At 37.4% G+C, this 20,622-nt stretch carries 19 protein-coding genes; 3 read left to right on the forward strand and 16 right to left on the reverse strand.

Annotated elements, in window-relative coordinates; translation table 11 throughout:
* Positions 1-45: 45 nt before the first annotated feature.
* The 8 genes from ABH960_RS06485 to ABH960_RS06520 form a co-directional block, all read right to left on the reverse strand.
* Positions 46-3,975, reverse strand: coding sequence for a DNA translocase FtsK (locus ABH960_RS06485; RefSeq protein ID WP_404443696.1), 3,930 nt, complete (start codon positions 3,973-3,975; stop codon positions 46-48).
* A 156-nt stretch (positions 3,976-4,131) separates the two neighbouring features.
* On the reverse strand, positions 4,132-5,088 hold the full coding sequence (locus ABH960_RS06490; RefSeq protein WP_002015615.1) for an N-acetylmuramoyl-L-alanine amidase: 957 nt from the start codon (positions 5,086-5,088) through the stop codon (positions 4,132-4,134).
* 40 nt (positions 5,089-5,128) lie between these two features.
* Positions 5,129-5,473, reverse strand: a complete 345-nt coding sequence (locus ABH960_RS06495; protein WP_002015616.1) for a hypothetical protein — start codon at positions 5,471-5,473, stop codon at positions 5,129-5,131.
* Positions 5,474-5,617: 144 nt separating this feature from the next.
* The gene (ytpR, locus tag ABH960_RS06500; protein WP_002089041.1) at positions 5,618-6,232 is read right to left on the reverse strand and encodes a YtpR family tRNA-binding protein; all 615 of its coding nucleotides are present in this window, start codon (positions 6,230-6,232) and stop codon (positions 5,618-5,620) included.
* Positions 6,229-7,041, reverse strand: a complete 813-nt coding sequence (locus ABH960_RS06505; protein ID WP_003191882.1) for a DUF1444 domain-containing protein — start codon at positions 7,039-7,041, stop codon at positions 6,229-6,231. The genes ytpR and ABH960_RS06505 overlap by 4 nt, the downstream gene beginning before the upstream one ends.
* A gap of 79 nt (positions 7,042-7,120) precedes the next feature.
* Entirely contained in the window at positions 7,121-7,435 is a 315-nt protein-coding gene (locus tag ABH960_RS06510; RefSeq protein ID WP_002015619.1) for a thioredoxin family protein, read from the reverse strand.
* Between the two features lie 83 nt (positions 7,436-7,518).
* Positions 7,519-8,028, reverse strand: coding sequence for a DUF84 family protein (locus tag ABH960_RS06515; RefSeq protein ID WP_404443834.1), 510 nt, complete (start codon positions 8,026-8,028; stop codon positions 7,519-7,521).
* Positions 8,029-8,384: 356 nt separating this feature from the next.
* On the reverse strand, positions 8,385-9,458 hold the full coding sequence (locus ABH960_RS06520; protein ID WP_404443702.1) for a M42 family metallopeptidase: 1,074 nt from the start codon (positions 9,456-9,458) through the stop codon (positions 8,385-8,387).
* Positions 9,459-9,606: 148 nt separating this feature from the next.
* On the opposite strand from ABH960_RS06520, the gene ABH960_RS06525 reads away from it, so the two are divergent.
* Positions 9,607-9,918: a PepSY domain-containing protein gene (locus tag ABH960_RS06525; protein WP_002015622.1), complete on the forward strand. Its 312-nt coding sequence runs from the start codon at positions 9,607-9,609 to the stop codon at positions 9,916-9,918.
* A gap of 129 nt (positions 9,919-10,047) precedes the next feature.
* Here ABH960_RS06525 and ABH960_RS06530 read toward each other — a convergent pair whose 3' ends face one another.
* Both ABH960_RS06530 and trmB read right to left on the reverse strand, forming a co-directional pair.
* Positions 10,048-10,902, reverse strand: a complete 855-nt coding sequence (locus ABH960_RS06530) for a YtnP family quorum-quenching lactonase (protein ID WP_483862323.1) — start codon at positions 10,900-10,902, stop codon at positions 10,048-10,050.
* A 70-nt stretch (positions 10,903-10,972) separates the two neighbouring features.
* Positions 10,973-11,626 carry a tRNA (guanosine(46)-N7)-methyltransferase TrmB gene (gene trmB / locus ABH960_RS06535; RefSeq protein WP_002138679.1) on the reverse strand — a complete coding sequence of 218 codons (654 nt, stop codon included), beginning with the start codon at positions 11,624-11,626 and terminating at the stop codon, positions 10,973-10,975.
* A 232-nt stretch (positions 11,627-11,858) separates the two neighbouring features.
* Here trmB and ABH960_RS06540 point away from each other — a divergent pair, with 232 nt between their 5' ends.
* Positions 11,859-12,137, forward strand: coding sequence for a YtzH-like family protein (locus tag ABH960_RS06540; protein WP_002015625.1), 279 nt, complete (start codon positions 11,859-11,861; stop codon positions 12,135-12,137).
* A gap of 3 nt (positions 12,138-12,140) precedes the next feature.
* On the opposite strand, the gene ABH960_RS06545 is transcribed toward ABH960_RS06540, so the two are convergent.
* From ABH960_RS06545 to pepV, 4 genes are all read right to left on the reverse strand, one after another.
* Positions 12,141-12,938: a phosphotransferase family protein gene (locus ABH960_RS06545; protein ID WP_002034382.1), complete on the reverse strand. Its 798-nt coding sequence runs from the start codon at positions 12,936-12,938 to the stop codon at positions 12,141-12,143.
* A gap of 245 nt (positions 12,939-13,183) precedes the next feature.
* Complete coding sequence (gene pulA / locus ABH960_RS06550; protein ID WP_404443707.1) at positions 13,184-15,325, reverse strand: type I pullulanase; 2,142 nt, start codon at positions 15,323-15,325, stop codon at positions 13,184-13,186.
* A gap of 137 nt (positions 15,326-15,462) precedes the next feature.
* Positions 15,463-16,008, reverse strand: a complete 546-nt coding sequence (gene thpR / locus ABH960_RS06555) for an RNA 2',3'-cyclic phosphodiesterase (protein ID WP_404443710.1) — start codon at positions 16,006-16,008, stop codon at positions 15,463-15,465.
* Positions 16,009-16,111: 103 nt separating this feature from the next.
* Entirely contained in the window at positions 16,112-17,518 is a 1,407-nt protein-coding gene (pepV, locus tag ABH960_RS06560; RefSeq protein WP_404443713.1) for a dipeptidase PepV, read from the reverse strand.
* A 357-nt stretch (positions 17,519-17,875) separates the two neighbouring features.
* Between pepV and ABH960_RS06565 the strand changes: the two genes are divergently transcribed.
* Complete coding sequence (locus ABH960_RS06565; protein WP_000805512.1) at positions 17,876-18,097, forward strand: DeoR family transcriptional regulator; 222 nt, start codon at positions 17,876-17,878, stop codon at positions 18,095-18,097.
* Between the two features lie 82 nt (positions 18,098-18,179).
* Here ABH960_RS06565 and ABH960_RS06570 read toward each other — a convergent pair whose 3' ends face one another.
* Together ABH960_RS06570 and ABH960_RS06575 are read right to left on the reverse strand one after the other, a co-directional pair.
* Positions 18,180-18,908 carry a pseudouridine synthase gene (locus ABH960_RS06570; RefSeq protein ID WP_002034388.1) on the reverse strand — a complete coding sequence of 243 codons (729 nt, stop codon included), beginning with the start codon at positions 18,906-18,908 and terminating at the stop codon, positions 18,180-18,182.
* A 41-nt stretch (positions 18,909-18,949) separates the two neighbouring features.
* The gene (locus tag ABH960_RS06575; protein WP_002089053.1) at positions 18,950-20,602 is read right to left on the reverse strand and encodes a putative polysaccharide biosynthesis protein; all 1,653 of its coding nucleotides are present in this window, start codon (positions 20,600-20,602) and stop codon (positions 18,950-18,952) included.
* Positions 20,603-20,622 lie beyond the last annotated feature (20 nt).

A 20,622-nucleotide genomic window follows, 5' to 3' on the forward strand; every position in this document is an offset into this window, starting at 1 on the left:
CTTTACTATCCAACATTTTCTATTAGTATACAGCAAAACCGTTTCCTATACATTTGTTTCCTGCATAGCAGCGAATTCATCCTCAGAAATAAGGACATCTCTCGGTTTCGTTCCTCTTCCTTCAGAAATAATCCCTTGTGACTCCATCTCTTCAATTAGACGTGCCGCGCGATTATAACCTATGCGGAATTTTCTCTGTACAGAAGATGTGGACGCTCCCCCTTGTTCTACAACAAATTGACATGCATCAAAAAATAGTTCATCTTCAGACTCACTCTGCTCTGATTTTGCTAATAAATCCTCTTGCTTAAATAAGTAGTTTGGCTTCATTTGCTTTTTCACATGATCAACTGTTCTTTCAATCTCATCATCTGATACGTATACACCTTGTACACGAACAGGTTTAGATGTGCCGTTTCCTAAAAATAGCATATCACCACGACCAAGTAACTTCTCCGCGCCCCCAATATCGATAATCGTACGCGAATCAACTTGAGATGATACTGTAAACGCAATACGCGTTGGAATGTTTGATTTAATTAAACCTGTAATAACGTCTACAGATGGACGCTGCGTCGCAACTAATAAGTGAATACCACAAGCACGCGCTTTTTGTGCAATACGACAAATCGCTTCCTCCACATCACCAGGAGCAACCATCATTAAGTCCGCTAACTCGTCAATGACAATTACAATATAAGGTAATGTCTCACCTGGGATTTCTCTACCACTTACAATCGTATTGTAACGAGTTAAATCACGAGCACCAGCATGAGCAAACAATTCATAACGACGTTCCATCTCTTCAACCGCCCACTTTAACGCAGCTGTGGCTGCTTTTACGTCAGTAATAACAGGTGCTACAAGATGTGGAACAGAATTGTATGGTGCAAGCTCAACCATCTTCGGATCAATTAGTATCAACTTCACTTCATGCGGCTTCGCTTTATATAAAATGCTCGTTAAAATCGCGTTAATGCACACACTTTTCCCTGAACCAGTTGCACCCGCAATAAGTCCATGTGGCATTTTTCGAATATCCGTTACAATTGGATCACCTGAAATATCAAGCCCCAGCGCAACTGTAAGCGGTGATTCACTCTTTGTAAATACAGGACTTCTTAAAATTTCACGCAGGAATACTGGCTTACTTTCCTTGTTTGGAACTTCAATTCCAATTGCACTCTTCCCTGGAATTGGCGCTTCAATTCGAATATCTTTCGCAGCTAAACTTAACTTAATATCATCACTTAAATTTGTAATTTTATTTACTTTCACACCTGGGTCTGGTTGTACTTCAAAACGAGTTACCGCCGGCCCTTGTGACACATTAATAACATGTGCTCCAACATGGAAATTATTAAATGTCGTATTTAATAATTCTTCCTGTTCTTCTAGCCACTCCGTATTATCTAATGCTGCCTGCTGTGGAATTGACAACAACGTTAATGGCGGAAGTTCATACTTCGGTGGCGCTTGTAGTACGTTGCGCATATCATTCTCTTTTTGATTTACAACATATGCTTTCTCTTGTACTTCCGTACTAGAAATTGACTCTTGTACTTGTCCAGCCACCACTACTTGTTGCATCGGTTTTTCTTCCACTTGAGCTTCTACCGCTACTTGCTGCATCGGTTTTTCTTCCACTTGAGCTTCTACTACCACTTGCTGCATTGGTTTTTCTTCCACTTGGGCTTCTACTACCACTTGCTGCACTGCTTTTTCTTCCACTTGCAGGTCTACTACCACTTGCTGCATTGGCTTTTCTTCTGCTTGTGGTTCTACTACCACTTGCTGCACTGGCTTTTCTTCCACTCGTTCACTGACAGTTGATTGCATTACGTTCGTTCTTGCCGCATGTCTTTCCATTAATTTCTTTCTATCCTGCTTTAACATGACAACATTAAATGGGACATGACGTTTTTTCTCACGTTTCGGTTCTTCTATTTGTAAAGCAGGCTGTTCTTCAGCAACTTGCTTCTTTTCTTCCGCTTCTTCAATTAAAACGTTCGCAAAGTTTTGAACATCTTTCTTTGTTTGCTCATCCGTTTCTGAAACTGGTACGAATACTTCACTTTCTTCCATGAACTCAATTGTTTCTTGCTGAGAAACCACTGGTTGCTCTTCAACTGCTATATTTTCTAACGACTCTATATTCATCGTTTCTTCAATTACTTCTTCTTGCGGTGTTTTCTCTAATGCGAATTCCGTAACTGATTCTATTTCCTTAGATTCCTCTAATTCCACAACTTCTTCTGCTTCCTCAGGTTCTTCTAACTCCGCAGCTTCTGCTACTTCCTTAGGTTCTTCTAACTCCACAACTTCTTCTGCTTCCTCAGATCCCTCTAATTCCACAACTTCTTCTTCCTTAGATTCTTCTAACTCCACAACTTCTTCTTCCTCAGATTCCTCTAATTCCACAACTTCTTCTGCTTCCTTAGGTTCTTCTAACTCCACAACTTCTGCCGCTTCTTTAGATTCCTCTAATTCCACAATTTCTTCTGCTTCCTCAGATTCCTCTAATTCCACAATTTCTTCTGCTTCCTCAGATTCCTCTAATTCCACAATTTCTTCTGCTTCCTCAGATCCCCCTAATTCCACAACTTCTGCTTCCTTAGATTCTTCTAATTCCACAACTTCTTCTGCTTCCTCAGATCCCTCTAATTCCACAACTTCTGCTTCCTTAGATTCTTCTAATTCCACAACTTCTTCTGCTTCCTCAGATCCCTCTAACTCCACAACTTCTTCTGCTTCCTCAGATTCCTCTAACTCCACAACTTCTTCTACTTCCTCAGATCCCTCTAATTCCACAACTGCTGCTTCCTTAGATTCTTCTAACTCCACAACTTCTTCTGCTTCCTCAGATCCCTCTAATTCCACAGCTCCTGCTGCTTCCTTAGCTTCTTCTTCAAAAGCATCTGGTATTTCTATAGTAATTGTTTCTTCAAGCTTTTCATCTGCTTTTACAATCACTACATCTTCTAAGGTTTCTTCTTCGACTTGATTTGCTGCAACTTCAGCAACAGTTTCTTCTATTTCTGTATTACATTCATTTTCTTCTGTTAATATCGAATACACATACTCTACTTTAGAATCTATTGACTCTTCTTGTAAAGTTTCTTCGTTATCTTCTGTAGATGATAACGCCACTACATCTTGCTCCTGCTTCAAGGCTTGTACAATTGTAGCCTCTTTTTCCACATGCTGTCCTACTGTTTTATGAAGCAAATCATCACTTAGGCTTTCTTCTAATGAAGGGGCTTGACGTTCAACTTCGTAACCGTTTTTCTCTAACCATGTATCCACAACCGATTTTTCTTCTACTTTATTACTTCGTTCGTTCACTCCGTTCTTAACAGATGAACTTCCTTGTAGAACTCCCGAAAAGTCAGATAATGTATATCCCTTTTTCTCTAACCATGCGTCAACAACAGCTTTTCCTTCAACAGATATTTCAAGATCTTCTCTTACCTTTTCTTCCTCCTGCACAACCTTCGTTTCTACTGAAGGACGGTTATATCCATAAATCGGAGAAATCATTTCTGTTGGACGAAATGGTCTACGGTTACTTTCTTGCGACGGTACAAATGCTTTTTTTACGACAGGCTCTGGTTCCGGTTCATATTGCAATTCCGGTTCCTCATATGTAGGTGCTTCTGTTTCCACATACGGTCGTCTGCTTCTTTCCACTTTTATTCCTCTTTGAGTAGGCTGTTCTTCATATGCTCCTCTTTGAATAGGTTGTTCTTCAAAGTTAGGCAGTTCTCTTACATCCTCCTCATCGAAGCCATTATCTGGTATTAATGGAAAACGACATTTCCCTGCATTCCGACTTGCCATTTGTGCTTCTCTTGCTTCAGTGTAGTGGTTTACACGAGGAATTTTCGGCTGACTTTCAATTTGTGCCGGTACTTCTTTATTCATCACTGTTTTTTCTTCCTCTTTGTTAAACAGCTTTTTCATCCAATCTAACATGTTTACCACTCTTTCTACTAAATAGTAACATCCTTTATTGTATCAGCATTCGGCAAAAAGTGCAGGTAAAATTAAGCATATTAGTTTTATCCATAATATTCTAATTCACGATTGTTTTTCATATAGAAAAACGAGGTCTTACATGTAAGACCTCGTTTAATCTTTACCCTTCCGATATTCATCCACACTATCCGTTACACTTTGCAATAAAGAATTTACATACTGTGGGTCAGATAATTTTTTGTCTTCTTCAGGGTTTGACATAAATCCAAGTTCTAATAGTACTCCTGGAACTTTTGACCAATTAAATCCAGAAAGATCATCCCGAAATTTAATTCCATTTACTTTCACTTGATGATTCTCTCTCATTTTATTTACTATCGTTTGAGAGATTTGAAGACTTTCAGCATAAATCTCTTTCGTATACGGACTTCCTTCTGCCGGTGTCAATACAGCAAATCCACTTTGATTTGGATTTTCAGAACCATCTGCGTGAAGGCGCAAAAATAAATTCGCTTTATGATCATTCGCGAATGTTGCTCGTTCCTTATTACTTATATCAACCTCATGTGACGTTCTCGTCATCAATACTTGTATACCTTTTGCTTCCAGTTTTTCTTTCAATATAAAAGCCATCTCTAATACAAGAACTGATTCCCTCTTTTTCGTTACAACTCCCGCTGTTCCGTCTGTTACTTTATATTTTTGCGTAGTTGCTCCTGGACCAATTGCCTCTAAATTTAAATTCGCTTTTTGTTGATGCCCTGGATCAATAACGACGAGAAACTTTTCTTGTTTTTCATTACTCTCTACTTTTTGTTCATTATTTTGTACTGGTTGCTCAGTTGGCTGCAGCGGCGTAGTTTCCTCTTTCTTTTCCTCGGCCGGCACTTCCTCCTGCTTATGTTCCACTTGCTCATTCGTTTGAATTGCTTGCGGTTGTTCTTTCTTTTCTTGTTCTTCTTGCTGCTTTTCTACCGGTGCGTCTTCCTTATTATCTTTGTTTTTTTCTTGTATAGAAGATGTTGTTTCTTTTTTCGGCTCTTCTTGCGAACAACCTCCCATATATATTCCAATGACTGCAATAGCGCTCATTATTTTTATATACTTCATTTTTCTCTCCTATCACTTTGCACCGGTCTCAAAGTTTTTCTTATAATTGTTTTATAATTTCATCCATATTTCCAATATGAACGGGTTGCCACGTTTCTGTACCACGCTCTGCGGTATAGACTAGATAAGCATCATCAGCTACATTTACGAAAACAGGATCCCCCATATCCGTTTCATATCCGATAACAATCCATTCCTCTTTCCATTTTCCACTTTCTTCACTTATTAATGAATTTTTATGTTTATCATATCGATAACCGATTTGTCCTTTTTCTAATTCATTTTCGCTAAACACATATATTTCATAGGAACCTAGTTCGATATCTTGCTGTTTTGAAGTTTCAATTCGTTTCAGAAGTTCTGCAATTTTTGGTTGTTGTTTCATACGTCTACCCCCTTCTTTTTTCTAAATTTTACCTAATCCATTTTTGAAATACAATATAGATTTTGAGAGGAAACGTTACAATCCTAGGAATTTCGTACAAAAAAAATAGCCTCACATATGCGAGACTACTTTTTCTAACATCAATTAAAATTTAAATTCTTGTCCAACTTCAAAGCTATCTTCTAATACAAGAATACCTTTTTCTTCTGGAGCATCTGGAAGCTCTAACTCACGTGCAGAGCAAATCATTCCAGAAGAAGGAACACCGCGAAGTTCAGCTGGTTTAATTAACATACCACTTGGCATTACAGCACCGATTTTTGCAACAACAACTTTTTGTCCTGCATCAACGTTTGGTGCACCACATACGATTTGTAATGTTTCTGTACCGATTTCTACTGTACAAATGTTTAATTTATCAGCATTTGGATGCTTCTCTTTTTCAGCTACATAGCCTACAACAAATTTCGGCGTGAAATCAGCTTCTACTTTTTCTTCAAAGCCATTCTTCGCTAAAATTCCGTTAATTTTTTCAACAAACTCTTTCGTTAATGTAACGTTTCCGTTGTCTGTTACTTCTACATAAGAAGACGCATTAAAGATATTGAATCCTGCTGTTACGTTGCTTTCACGATCGTATACGCGAGCAACATCTCCTTTGCGGTCAAATGTACGGTTTTCTAAAGTAATATCTTGTAAGGTAACAATTAAAGTGTCACCAATTCCTTCAAGGTTGTAAAAAACGTTCACTTCGTTCATCCTTTCTCTTTTCCATCTGTCTTCTTCCGATTCTTCGCTAAAATAAAGATTGGTTCAAAGTCCCCATCTTCATATACGAATGAAAGTGATGTAATCGGAACATGCCCTTCGGCAAAAAATTTCATTGTCATTTGTGCAATAATATCATAACCGATTTCGTTGACGATATCAGCAATAATTAATACATCTTGGTGAGGAACTGCAACAACCATATCACCAGAGATCTTTTCACGCATCGAGTGTAGTAACGATTCGTTTAAAATACGACTCGCATCGTATCCATCATTTGTGTTTAAAAAGTAGAATGTATTACCTGCTACTGTCTCCTGCTTAAATTCATAGCCTAATGAGCGAGCATTAAATAATGCCATTTCACGTACTTGTTCCTCTGTAAGCTCTAATTTTTGCAATAAGCCCTCATCAATTAATCGATATGTTTTATTAGAATCTAGCGCATAGTAAATACGTGTTTCTGCCGTATGGTCCGTCATAATAAACGGATTTCCTTCTTCTGATTGTTTCGGGAAAGAAGTAGAGCGAATAACAGGTAAAATTTTCGCCGTGCTATTTTCTTCTTTATGCATTGCAATTAGCGCTTCTTGTACGTAATAAGCGACCTCTTCAATTGCTTTTTCTTTGTTCACTTCCCATTTTGCAACTACTCCTGGAAGTGATACGTTAATACCTTTTTTCGAGTCTGTTTGTTCAATACGAAGAACTTCTTTCTCGCTATCATAATGAAAGTCCCATTCTGGTCGAGATAATTTCTTCATTAACTCGTCTTTCATCTTTTTACTTGTCATTTTCATCTCTTTTTCCTCCCTTCCAAAAAAATAACCTCCCCCGCGAAGGTAGAGGTTGTTTTTACAATTCAATTGGCTAATTGTCTTATTTTAAACCTTCAATAAACTCTTCGATTTGCTCTTGTGTTTTACGATCTTTATTTACATAGCGTCCAGTTTCTTCACCTTTATTGTACGCTACAAAGCTTGGAATGCCAAATACGTCTACTTTCACGCATAAATCAATAAATTCATCACGATCTACATAGTAAAATGAGAAATCACTATACTTCTCTTCTACTTCTGGCATAAATGGATCAACGAAACGGCAATCTGGGCACCATTCTGCTGAGAACATGAAGACTACATTCTCTTCATTTTTTAATTCTTGGAATTGTTCCATGCTTTCTAATGATTTCATCTATATTTCCTCCTCTAACGAGTGCACTTTTTCACACTATAATCTTTTCTTTATACTACCATACATCGCGCATGGTGCAAGGTTTATGCTTGCTTTTCATCATACTTATATTGCCCAACAAGTAACTTAACAACGTGTACAAATAATTCCGTTCGGTCGACATAATCATCTGTAAAAATACCGATAGCACCTTCGTGACTACGAATATCTTTTCGCTCTACAAACTCTTCCATCACTTCACTTAGCTCTTTTCCTTCTTCAAGCGGTGCTAAAAAATTGTCTGGTAACTTAATACGCGCCCCGCCCGCAACAAATGTTTTACCTTCAATCGTCGCTAAAGCACCCCAGTTACACATAAATAACCCATGCTCCGTTTTCATAACGCCGCCTTCTAGCCCAATGCCGATATGAGCTGCACCTTCCTGCAATGCTCTCTTCGCCCTATTTACTGCTCCTTGCATCGTCTCTTCATCTGAAAAAGGCTGATTTGCTACTCCTGATGGAACAGAAAGAGATGTAATTTCAACATCTTCCCAAACCTTCTCCACAGCCCCAACCTTCGTCTTATTCTTCGATCCAACTACTACCTTCATTTCATTCACCTCTATATAAATTCATACTCATATTCCTTCTACATTCAAACTTTTCACTTTCACAACTTCGGGACTCAAACGTTAAAATAGATCATACTCTCACTATCTATTCGGAGTGAGCACCGATTAAGCACTAACCGCTACCACTCATCGCTGGGCCATCTATTCAATCAAAAAAAGAAAGAGCTTTTCTAAAATCATTACCGGCCTCGAACACAAAAACAGCCTTCCTCTCGCTTCCTATCCGGGGTTTAAACACATCATTCGAGCACCAATTAAGCACTAACCGCCACCACTCATCGCTGGGCCATCTCTCCTACCTAAAAAAAGAAAGGCTCTTCAGCCCTTCTTCCTCTTTACGCGTTATTCTTAATTGTCTCTAACGTCGTTTTGTCCGTCGCTCTCACAAGCTTCGTAATTAATTCCTTCGCTGCCGCATAATCATCAACATGTAAAATAGAAGCATGTGTATGAATGTAGCGTGCACAAACACCAATTACTGCTGATGGGATACCAGAGTTACTTGTATGCACACGGCCCGCATCTGTACCACCTTGTGAAATAAAGTATTGGTACGGAATGTTATGTGTTTCTGCTGTATCTAAAATGAATTCGCGCATTCCTCTATGTGTTACCATTGTGCGGTCATAAATACGAAGAAGAGCGCCTTTTCCTAATTGACCGAACTGCGTCTTATCACCAGATGCATCATTTGCTGGACTTGCATCAAGCGCATAGAAAATATCTGGTTGAATCATATTTGCAGCAGTTTGTGCTCCGCGAAGACCTACTTCTTCTTGTACAGTCGCACCAGAGTATAATGTGTTTGGTAATGTTTCATCTTTTAATTCCTTTAGCAATTCGATAGCAAGGCCACATCCATAGCGGTTGTCCCAAGCTTTCGCCATAATTTTCTTTTCATTTGCCATTGGCGTGAATGGGCAGATTGGAACGATTTGTTGCCCTGGCTTTATGCCAATTTCAATCGCATCTTCATAACTATCTGCACCTATATCAATTAACATATTTTTTATATCCATCGGTTTTGCACGTTGCGCATCACTTAATAAATGAGGAGGAATGGAACCAACAACCCCAATAACAGGACCATTATTCGTCATAACTTGTACACGCTGAGCTAATAGTACTTGGCTCCACCAGCCACCTAACGTTTGAAAACGAAGCATCCCATTTTTCGTAATTTGCGTAACCATGAAACCTACTTCATCCATATGACCTGCTACAAGAACGCGCGGGCCAGTTTCGTCCCCTTTTTTCAGGCCAAATACGCTACCTAAACCGTCTTGCACAATCTCATCAGCATATTTGCTTAATTCTTGCTTCATAAAACTGCGCACATCATGTTCAAAACCTGATGTACCTTGTAATTCTGTTAACGTACGAAATAATTGTAATGTCTCTTTATTCACGAAGTCCCCTTCTTTCAAACCTTAGTAGAATACCTCTTTTATTGTAACGAAATTTTCGAAATGTTTCTAGTTTCTTCTTTTTTAGTTGCATTTGCATTATAATTATTATTGGTACACTATTTTTATTTTACAGAATTGAGGTGAATATATGAGCTGGAAAGGTTTAGTCACAGGTCTTGGCGTTGGGTTCGCAGCTGGTTATTTCGTTGCAAACAAAGTACAAGAACAATCCCATATTTCTTCAGAAAAAGCATTGAAAATGGTGAAACAAGCATTAAGTCATAAAGGTGAAATTACTGGCTCTTGGGTACATATGGTTCCAGAGGCATTTGAAAAATATGATGTCGCGTACGAAGTTTATCGCGGCGGTCTTACAACGATGTTAGATGAAATACAAGAACGATTTGAATTTTTAGTTGATGCTAAAACAGGTACTGTTTTAGAGGTTATAGCAGCATAAAAAGAGGTTTCCCATTAGGTGAACCTCTTTTTTTTTTAGAATTACCAACAAAAGCTGATAATAACAGCAATACATAATAAGTGGAGATTGTTCCAATAAATATTTTTGGACACCTTCCTCTTATTAATATTAAGCTTCTATATTTGTTTTTCTCTCTATCTTCTCCACTATATGCCCTTCCTCATTCCACTTTACTGCACGGTAATATGCATCATGATAAAAAGTAAACCACGCCTCTTTTTCAGCACCATACTTCATCCACTTTTGTTTATGTTCAATCGATGTCATTGGATAGTCATCATATGCCATTACCCATAATACATTTTGATGTGCATACGTCGGTAAAATGTCCGCTAAATGAAGCATCGTTTCACCCTGACTTTCAAGGACGACAACGGCATGTCCATCGCTATGACCACCCGTATGCACCATCTTTATTTCATCCGTAATTTCTATTTCTTGCTTGAACGTAACAATCTTATCAACGATTGGCTCCCAATTTCCCTTCCAATATGTATTACGCGATCTAACATTCGGATTTTTCATTTCATTCCATTCAGTCTCACTTACATAAATCGTTGCGTTCGGAAACGCCGGAACAAGGTGATTTCCCTCCCATTTTGTTAAACCAGATGCATGGTCAAAATGAAGATGCGTCATTAAGACGTAATGAATATCTTCAGTATGCAGTCCCAATTTTTCTAAAGATTCCTTAACTGATGATTCTTCTGTTACACCTTGATTCCGCTTCATTTTCTCATTCAATTTACCATTCCCTATCCCTGAATCAATAAGCATGTTTCCTTCTTTCGTTTGTAAGAGTAACGGATCTGTTCGTAAATAAATATGATTTGTATCATTATGTTTATATTTTCGTGACCAAAGTACTTTTGGCACAACTCCAAACATCGCGCCTCCATCTAAATGTGTATTCCCACCTTTTAGCCACGTCACTTTTATATTTCCAATTTGTAACTGTTCCATATCCCATCCCCCTTTTTCATTTAATTTTAACATAATATTCCGATTATTTTTCATATAAAAAACCTATGCATTACTGCATAGGCTCCGTACGATATTTTGCTTCAACTCGGTAAATACGATGACCTTTACTAGAGAATTTCTCTTCGTATTCTGTCATAATGTTTCCTTCATAATCACTATTATGAAGATCTAGGCTAAGGTAAGTTAATAACATACCATACTCAGCCATACTCATAAGAGAATATTCAAATAATCCCTGGTTATCAGTTTTGAAATGAATTTCTCCGCCATCTACTAACACTTCTTCATAATTGCGTAAAAATGTTTTATACGTTAAACGACGCTTCGTATGACGATTCTTCGGCCATGGATCTGAGAAGTTTAAATAAACGCGGTCAATTTCACCTTTCGCAAAGAAAACTGTTAAATCTTCAGCATCTTTATTAATTAACTTTAAGTTCGGTACTTCTTCTTCAATTAATTTATCAAGTGCATCTACAACAACACTTGTGAATTTTTCAATTCCAATATAGTTAATATGCGGATTTGCTTTTGCCATATCATACATAAAGCGGCCACGTCCTGTACCTACTTCAATATGAATTGGCTGTTCATTTCCAAATATTTCTTTCCAGTTACCAGCGCTCTCCTCTGGGTTTCCAATTACGATATGTGAATACTCATTAATTCGATCCATTGCATAAGGCTTATGTCTTAAACGCATAGATGTCTCCCTCTCTTTACAAAACTATTTTAAAGGAAAAATTCCTTCTTTCTGTTTTAATCAATCTATCAAACAAAAAACCAAGTACGTACGAGCACTCGGTCCGTTTCTTTCAAGTATAAGATGTACCATTTTGATAAAAACTACATAAAGCATTAAACATTCCATGACGAAATAGCTTTTTCTCTTACATTTCTAGAGAGAGAAAAACACTCGAAAGGATGATCCGTTCATGCCAATTAATCAACAGCATCAATTAGAAGTGTTAAAAGATATTTTAATCAACCATCAAAGTGATTGCTGCGGGACAGTTTCTGAATGCGAGCAATTAGAGCGACTCATTCAATCGTTACTCGCAAACGATAGTATAAGTAGTGACACTAAAGTAATGCTAAACGATGTATATTCTTATAGTCAATCGGGTAAATCTTCCTCTAATTTGGACAACCATATTTCCAATAATCAAGAACAACTTACTCAGTGGATTGCTGGAATGGACAATTTTTCTTAAGTATTATTCTGAAGCAAGTAGTTGCTGTAAATATTGATGCCAATATTTAGCTTCTGCTTGCTGCTTTTTTGTTGTGTGCCATTGCATAGATAAAATCGTTTGTGCTATCACATACCATCTCATACGCCTAAGCAATGATTCATCTAGTTCAATCTCATAATATCCGAGCCACTCACTCCATTCATGGCGCGGAACATACCAATATAATAACATACCAAGATCTAAAGCTGGGTCAGCAATAACAGCCCCATCCCAATCAATTAAAAACAATTCATCTTCGTCCGACAATATCCAATTGTTATGGTTTACATCACAATGGCATACAACGAATTCATTGTACTCAATATCTTTTAATGACTCCGTTAAATATTGAAGACCTTGCTGAATTGTTTCATCAACTCTTATATCTCCTCTTAAAACGAGCTGTAATTGTTGTAATAACTCTTGCGCATGAAGCGGCTGCTTTCCTAGCCTTTGAATCATCTGCACAAGCGCTTTAGAGGAGTGTATTTTCTTCAAAAGTTTCGCAACACGTTCTAGTTTCATATCCTCTGGCTCTAACTTCTGTCCCGGAAGCCATTTTTGAGCAGAAATTACATCACCGTTCGTTACCCTTCTTGTCCAAAGTAATTTTGGAACAATTCCTTCTGCTGACAATACCGCTAAAAAGGGCGATGTATTCCGCTTTAAAAATAACTTTTGTTGTCCGTTTTGCGCAATATATGCATCGCCCGTTACTCCACCAGCCGGTATAAGACTCCACTCTTTTCCTAATAATTGTTCCAACCATTCCATATTCATTACCCGTTAACAAATCCTTATCTTTTATAGTTATGAAAAGAAAAACCGCAACATTTCTACACATGTTGTGGATTCATATATTTTACTGTATTTGAATGAAAAAACTTGGCATAAGCCGAAAACAGGATAAATCACCTGTTCTTCTAGTTTATTTTACAAAATCAATCATAGAATGACAACTTATGAAAATCGTCACCTTTGTCAATTCTACATTTATTACATTCTCATCGTCAAGTAGCGATTTGTCACATTATCGTCAATATATACGTGCTAATTGGAGCCAATTGAAGTTCCTTTCCTCTAAATGAAGAAATTGGCTCTATTTTCGCTTGCTTTTCGTTTACTAACACATGCCACGTTTCTTCTTTTGGAAGCTGCACCGTTTTAGCTTCCAAACCGCTATTAAATAAAACTACAATCTCTTTCCACGGTCCAAATAATTCTACATGCTCTAGGTGGTATGCCAGTACTTCTGTAGATGTTTGCAAAAAAGTCATATGCTTTTTTATAAGGTCTGCATTTTGTAATCGGAATGCCCCGTGCCCTTTGCGAATCGCAATTAACCCTTTTATATAGTTAACGGTCTCCATCTCTTTCTCTTTTTGATCCCAATCTAATTGATTAATTTCATCATTTGCATTATAGCTATTTTCGTTCCCTTGCTTCGTACGATAAAACTCTTGCCCCGCATGTAAGAAAGGAATCCCTTGTGAAAGAATAACCATTGCAGTTGCTAAACGATGACGCCTTTTCAAAATTTCTTCTGATTCTGGATTACTTTGCACTAGTTTATCCCACATCGTCATATTGTCATGACATTCTACATAGTTGATGCTTTGCATTGGCTCTAGGAACAATCCTGTTTCTTTCATACTTAAAAGGCTACCAGCTACTATATACTGCAAATGATTACAGTCTACATGCCCACCAAATGCAAAGCCACGTTTATTTATATTAAAAGTACTTCCTTTTATTCCATCACGAAATTGATCATTAAACTGTGCGATACATGGCATTTTATTCGCATTATTTAACGTCGCTTTCTCTTCAAGAGGAAGCGGTGTTTGCAAATCCCATCCTTCACCTAATAACAGCGCATCCTGCTTTATTTTTCGTACTTCTTTTTCTAATTCATTCATCGTTTCAACATCTAAAATTCCCATTAAATCAAATCGGAATCCATCAACATTGTATTCAGTAAGCCAATATAAAACAGATTCTATAATAAATTTCCTCATCATTTTCCGTTCAGATGCTATATCATTTCCAACTCCCGTCCCATTAGAAGGCATACCGTCTTCCCCATGACGAAAATAATATCCCGGGACAAGCTTCTCAAATGATGATAATTCTCTTTCATACACATGATTATATACAACATCTATAATCACCCTGATGCCGTGATCATGAAATGTTTCAATTAGTTGTTTACACTCTACTATCCTGTTATATGGATCAGAAAGGTTTGTAACATAAAATCCTGTTGGTACATTGTAATATAACGGATTATAGCCCCAATTATATGCGGAAGCAGGATTCACTTCATCTATACCACCAAAACAATGTAAAGGTAATAGTTCAACATGTGTAACGCCTAAATCTTTTATATGAGACAATCCTGTTAATGTCCCATTTCGCCCTACTGTCTCCTCTTCCATTAGCCCTTTATATGTTCCTTTCTTATTCACCCCACTGTTTGGGTGAATAGTAGCGTCACGAATATGCAGTTCATACAATATGGCATCTGTCATTGACTGTAATGGTGATAATTCTACTCGTTTTGTCACATTCGTTTTTTCCAAATCGATAACGACGCCGTATTTTCCATTTATCGTCGCAGACTTTGCATAAGGGTCAACCGCTTCGTTCCATATTAAATTAATACAAACAAGGAATGTATATCGTGCTCCATCATGATCACCTTGTAATGTATGAATCCACACTCCGTTTTCTTCTCTGTACATTTCATAATCAATATATTCTTTATCACTTTTATAAATCCGTACTTTCGCAAGCCTTGCAGTCGGAGCCCATACTTTAAATATTGTTTCTTCTTTTTTATACACCGCACCTAAGTCAGTACCTTCGTAATAATATTTTTCATCGAAAACTACTGTTCGAATCACAGCGCCTATTTGTAAATCTGTTTCTTCATTCCGTTCATCCCGTACTGTATAATACTTCCCCACATCTATCGGCTCTTCTATAAAACATTCATACTTCGTTGCATCTGGAAGAGCAATAGTATGAACAATCGGTAACTCTTTCACATTGCTTCCTTCTTGTAAACGAAATGTCCGGCTTGTTCCATACGCATGCGGGAGCAAAATTGTAATTTTATTCATTTCATCTAAATAGGCATCAAATGGACGTTTTACTTTCAGCATAAAAAATCACCATCATTCTCAAAATTAAAATGAAACGAGCTGCAAGTGATAAGGGTTTTCTTATCAGCGAAGCTCTATACAGTAACACATTATTCCCTATAGTATATTCACCTGTATAAAAAACGTTTTCATACATTCTATTTTTGTAGCTTTATTTCAGTAATCGATTTATACTTCGGCGTTTCCTTAACGTGAGATTCATACAAAGTAATCGTATCTGCTTGAAATGATGTTACAGGTAACTCTTTTACATTTGTCAGATCAAACACTTTTTCTCCTACCCATTTACGTGCAACAGTAATATGTGGATGATAAGGACGTGTCTCTAGAGAGAAGCCATTTTCTTCACAAATTATATGCACTTGCTTTTGTAAAGTAAACAAATCTTGATTATCACTTATCCCCGCCCAAAATATACGAGGCTGGTCCACCTGTCCGAATGTAGAAAGTCCTTGTAATGTGAACGATAATTCCGTTTTTTCTGTAAGTGTTTGTAATCCATTCTTTATTCCTTCTAACTGTTCCTGCGCCGCACTTCCTAAAAATGAAAGGGTAATATGATAGTCTTCTTCATGTACCCACGAGCGAAATGGTAATTCATCCTTCATTTCCTCTTTATAATTAGAAAGAATTTCTTTTATATGACATGGTAAAGTTACTGCGACAAAATAATGCGGCACCATCTACATCGTCTCCTTTATGTTATTGTTGCTTTTCTTCCTTATCTCATTCAGCTAAAAAGAATCCGCCCTCTAAAGTAGAGAGCGGTCATTATTTACATATCTTTTATTTCGCTAATTCATGAATTGCCTGAGCATAAATCGCTGTCGCTTTTAATAAATCTTCAATTTCAATGTACTCATCTTTTTGATGCGCAAGTTCTTCTTTTCCTGGGAATAACGGGCCAAATGCAACGCCAGCTTTCAATGAACGAGCATAAGTACCACCGCCAATTGCTAACAATTCAGCTTTTTCACCAGTTTGTTCTTCATATACACGTTGCAAAGTACGAATTAACGTATGATCTTTGTCAACGTGATGCGGGCGAGAGTTAGAATAATCCGCTACTTCAAATCCATGAGTACCAACATATTCTTTTAACTTTGCAATCGTTTCTTCAAAGTTAGTTGTAACTGGATAGCGTACATTTAATCCTAAATTACCACCGTTTTCTTGCGAGTAAGACAAGCGACCAACATTCACTGTTAACGGCCCGCTAATATCATCTTTATAAGAAATACCAGCTTTTTCTCCAATAATATCACCTGTAAATGTTTCTGTTACAAACGAGGCAAATGAAGCCCCTTTTCCATCAAGAGAAACTTTCGTTAAGAAGTTTACCAATAATAAACCTGCATTTTCTCCCTTTTCCGGAGTAGATCCGTGAGCTGAAATCCCTTTGATTTGCAACGTCACCGTCTTTCCTTCTACAATTGCTTTACCTATTTTTTTAGCAGTTTGTAAATACTCCTCATATGCTACTGTAAGTGTATTTACATCTTCTCCTGTAATAACTGCTTCTGCAAAATCAGGAACCATATTTAAACGACGACCTGACTCAAATGAAATAAGCTTAAATGTGCCTTCTTTCTCTTCGCCACCACTTTGCACAACTTGTATGTCAGAAATTCCTTTTTCCGCATTAATAATCGGAAAATCTGCATCCGGTGCAAAACCGATTGTTGGCATTTCCTCATTTTTAAAATAATGCTCTACACACTTCCAATTACTTTCCTCATCTGTTCCTAAAATCATACGAACACGTTTTGAAAGAGGTAAGCCTAATTCTTTAACGATTTTCATCGCATAATAAGCTGCCATCGTCGGCCCTTTATCATCAATTGCACCGCGTGCAAAAATCTTCCCGTCGCGAATATCCGCACTATACGCAGGAGTTGTCCAGCCATCTCCTTCTGGTACAACATCAACGTGACAAAGAATACCTACTAGTTCTTCTCCTTGTCCCATTTCAAGATGACCTGCATATCCTTCTAAATTTTTAGAAGCGAAACCTTCTGCTTCTCCTTTATGTAACATGAAAGATAAGGCTTTTTCTACACCTTCACCAAATGGTGCGCCCTCTTTCGCAGATTCTTCTTCCCATACACTTTTAATTTGTAAAAATTTTTGTGTATCACGAATTAAATCATCTTTTCTTTTTGTAACTTCTTCTGTCCAATTAATCGTCGACATCACGCATCCATCCTTCACTATATTGTCTCTTTCATCATAGCAAACGAAAATCTCTTATGCCATACATGAAAACCTAATAACGGACAATTTCAATATTTCAGATATTTCTTATTAGTTTTTCTTTTATTTTTTAAAAAAAATTTGCAGGAATTTGGCGTTTTACGTAGAAATTTATGAGTTAGTTGACTGACCAGACATAAAATGTCAACTACCAATATTTTTCTATATGAATATTTGTTAAACTTTTGTAAAATTTAAGTAAGTTAAAGCATGAATTTTATCATGTAGAGTACAATGGTAGTAACGACCTTCTTTCCTGAATGGGGTCAAAAAAACTAGTAGAGGAGCGGTTTTCTCTTGAAACCTACAACTACTCGTATGCTAACACGCATTAAATCAATTTATATGTACATCAATGAAAACGGTACGGTAACAACGAAAGACCTTGTAGATGAGTTCGGGATCACACCGCGAACAATACAACGTGATCTAAATGTGTTGCAGTTTAATGAACTCGTGTATAGCCCTTGCCGCGGCAAGTGGACAACGACAGGAAAGAAAGTGAGAATGACCTCATAATAAAAAATAATTGTATGTAAATAAATACATACCCCTTTCTAACTCATTAGAAAGGGGTCTTTTCTATACTTTGAAATTGGCGTTACTTTTCGTTATCTACTTGATACGTCTTTAACATTTCTACTTCTTCATCTGTTAATTCACGATATTGCCCAAGTTCTAACTCTTCATCTAACATTAAAGGTCCCATCTCTGTTCTCTTTAAATAAACTACTTTTTTCCCTACCGCTTCAAACATACGCTTCACTTGATGGAACTTTCCTTCTGTAATAACGAGTTCAATCTCAGAAATATCATCACTTTTTAAAATTGTAAGTTCGCCTGGCTTCGTTTCATAGCCATCTTCTAAAATTACACCTTTAGCGAATTCTATTACATCCTCTTCCGTTACAACGCCTGAAATGTGTGCATAATATTTTTTCGGCACATGCTTTTTCGGAGATAATAGTTGATGCGTTAACTTCCCATCATTTGTGATTAATAAGAAACCTTCTGTATCAATATCGAGCCTTCCAACAGGGAATGGATCGAAAATCGCATCTTCTAATTCTAATAAATCTATTACTGTTTCGTGGTTATCATCTTCTGTCGCTGAAATAACACCTTGTGGTTTATGCATCATTAAATAAACAAACTCTTTATATTCCACAACTTCACCGTGAATCATAACCTCTTGCTCTTCTACATTCACATGAAACTTCGCATCTTTCACTGGCGTTCCATCAATCTTCACAACGCCGTCTTTCAGTAATTTCTTTACTTCTTTTCTACTTCCGTGTCCCATATTCGCTAATAATTTATCTAATCTCATGTTCTTCACCTTCTTTATTTATCATAGAAAAGGGGACGTATTTACGCCCCTTTTGATTTCAACTTTATTTTGAATCTACTACCAAGTTTACGCTGGATTTTCTCTAAAGCTTCTCCGCCAAATACTCTTTCTAGTACTCCTGTGCGAATCGCTAACAATCCGTAAACAAGACCACCAATACCTGCACAAATCGCAACTGTAATAAGAGCACCAATACGGCCATCAGGCGAAATCATGAAGGATAGAAGCCATTGTGATAGTTTTACAGCAATAACCATTACAAGTGTTAAGACTGCAATTTGGAATGTTCTCTTATATACAACACCAAATGAATAGTGTGCGTGTTTTTTGATTTGTCTATTCGTATACCATACGGAAGCTAAGAAGCCGACTGCAGTAGCCAAAATCGCCCCAACTGTACCGAAATAACGAATAAAGATTACGTTACATGCAAATTTCAAAATAACACCCATCACAAGCGCAATAACCGCATGTTTCTGCTGGTTAATCCCTTGCAGAATTGCTGCTGTTACTGTGAATAAAGCGAATAACAATGCAACTGGCGCATACCACATTAATACTTGTCCACCTAGTGGGTCTGAATCGTAGAAAGCAGTGTAAATCGGATATGCAAGTGTAGAAATACCGACAACTGCTGGCAATGTTAAAAACATATTCGCCTGGAATGTTTGTGTAATTTGTAATTTCAAATAACGGTATTGCTTTTCAGTAAACGACTTTGTAATCGCTGGCACGAGCGTTAAACTAAACGCTGTTGCAAGTGATACTGGAATCATAATTAATTTATGCGTCCACATCGTGAAAATACCGAGTGCTCGCTCTGCGATATCTCCTTGACCAATCGCCTGCATAATAGAGTTAAATGTCAATGTATCAATTTGTTGATATAAAGGAATTGTTAATCCAATTACAACGTAAGGGATTGCATATGCAAACAACTCTTTAAACAATTGAGCGGTACTTACCGTCGATTCTGGTACAGTTTGCTCAATTAAATATTGATCCAAATATTTTTTACGTTTTAACCAGTACCAAATTAATACGCCAAGTGCTCCAACTGCTGAAACGAACGCAGCGAATGTCGCAACCCCAACTGCCGTTGCTACTGTACCGCCAAGTACTTTAATAACGATGAAACTACCCGCTAATAAAAAGACGATACGAATAATTTGCTCGATAATTTGTGAAACCGTAGTCGGTCCCATCGATTGGTGGCCTTGGAAATAACCACGAATCAAACTTGCTGCCGGCACAACAATAAGCGCAAAACTTACGAGGCGAATAATCGTCGTAACTTCTTCTATCTTATTTTGTAAACTTTGTTTACCAAGCATTGCTTCTGCAAATAATGGTGCGGTCATGTACAGTACTAAGAAGGAAAGAACTCCTGTTACTATCATCATAACCATTCCCGAGCGGAACATTCTCCGGCTCGTTTTATAATCTCCAAGTGCATTATATTTGGAAACAAACTTAGAAACAGCAAGCGGCACTCCTGCCGTTGCGATACTTAAAAATATCGTATATGGAATGTATCCATATGTATAGAGCGTTCCGCCTTCTGTGCCTACTAATGCATGAAACGGAAAAACGTAAATCATGCCTAAGAACTTTACTAAAAATGTCCCTAACGTCACAATAAGCGTTCCGCGCAGAAATTTTGAATCGGACATACGAAAATCCTCCTACATCT

This window comes from Bacillus sp. RC252 (genome assembly GCF_044909215.1).
GTDB classification, from domain to species: domain Bacteria; phylum Bacillota; class Bacilli; order Bacillales; family Bacillaceae_G; genus Bacillus_A; species Bacillus_A mycoides.

Bases quoted from the DNA above. Each gene is read 5' to 3' on its own strand.
- thpR (WP_404443710.1), bottom strand. From the start codon at position 16,008: ATGGTGCCGCATTATTTTGTCGCAGTAACTTTACCATGTCATATAAAA.
- trmB (WP_002138679.1), bottom strand. From the start codon at position 11,626: ATGCGTTTAAGACATAAGCCTTATGCAATGGATCGAATTAATGAGTAT.
- pepV (WP_404443713.1), bottom strand. From the start codon at position 17,518: ATGTCGACGATTAATTGGACAGAAGAAGTTACAAAAAGAAAAGATGAT.
- pulA (WP_404443707.1), bottom strand. From the start codon at position 15,325: ATGCTGAAAGTAAAACGTCCATTTGATGCCTATTTAGATGAAATGAAT.
- ABH960_RS06570 (WP_002034388.1), bottom strand. From the start codon at position 18,908: ATGAGATTAGATAAATTATTAGCGAATATGGGACACGGAAGTAGAAAA.
- ytpR (WP_002089041.1), bottom strand. From the start codon at position 6,232: ATGAACGAAGTGAACGTTTTTTACAACCTTGAAGGAATTGGTGACACT.
- ABH960_RS06530 (WP_483862323.1), bottom strand. From the start codon at position 10,902: ATGGAACAGTTACAAATTGGAAATATAAAAGTGACGTGGCTAAAAGGT.
- ABH960_RS06515 (WP_404443834.1), bottom strand. From the start codon at position 8,028: ATGAAGGTAGTAGTTGGATCGAAGAATAAGACGAAGGTTGGGGCTGTG.
- ABH960_RS06495 (WP_002015616.1), bottom strand. From the start codon at position 5,473: ATGAAACAACAACCAAAAATTGCAGAACTTCTGAAACGAATTGAAACT.
- ABH960_RS06540 (WP_002015625.1), top strand. From the start codon at position 11,859: ATGCCAATTAATCAACAGCATCAATTAGAAGTGTTAAAAGATATTTTA.
- ABH960_RS06525 (WP_002015622.1), top strand. From the start codon at position 9,607: ATGAGCTGGAAAGGTTTAGTCACAGGTCTTGGCGTTGGGTTCGCAGCT.
- ABH960_RS06485 (WP_404443696.1), bottom strand. From the start codon at position 3,975: ATGTTAGATTGGATGAAAAAGCTGTTTAACAAAGAGGAAGAAAAAACA.
- ABH960_RS06575 (WP_002089053.1), bottom strand. From the start codon at position 20,602: ATGTCCGATTCAAAATTTCTGCGCGGAACGCTTATTGTGACGTTAGGG.
- ABH960_RS06510 (WP_002015619.1), bottom strand. From the start codon at position 7,435: ATGAAATCATTAGAAAGCATGGAACAATTCCAAGAATTAAAAAATGAA.
- ABH960_RS06490 (WP_002015615.1), bottom strand. From the start codon at position 5,088: ATGAAGTATATAAAAATAATGAGCGCTATTGCAGTCATTGGAATATAT.
- ABH960_RS06545 (WP_002034382.1), bottom strand. From the start codon at position 12,938: ATGAATATGGAATGGTTGGAACAATTATTAGGAAAAGAGTGGAGTCTT.
- ABH960_RS06505 (WP_003191882.1), bottom strand. From the start codon at position 7,041: ATGAAAATGACAAGTAAAAAGATGAAAGACGAGTTAATGAAGAAATTA.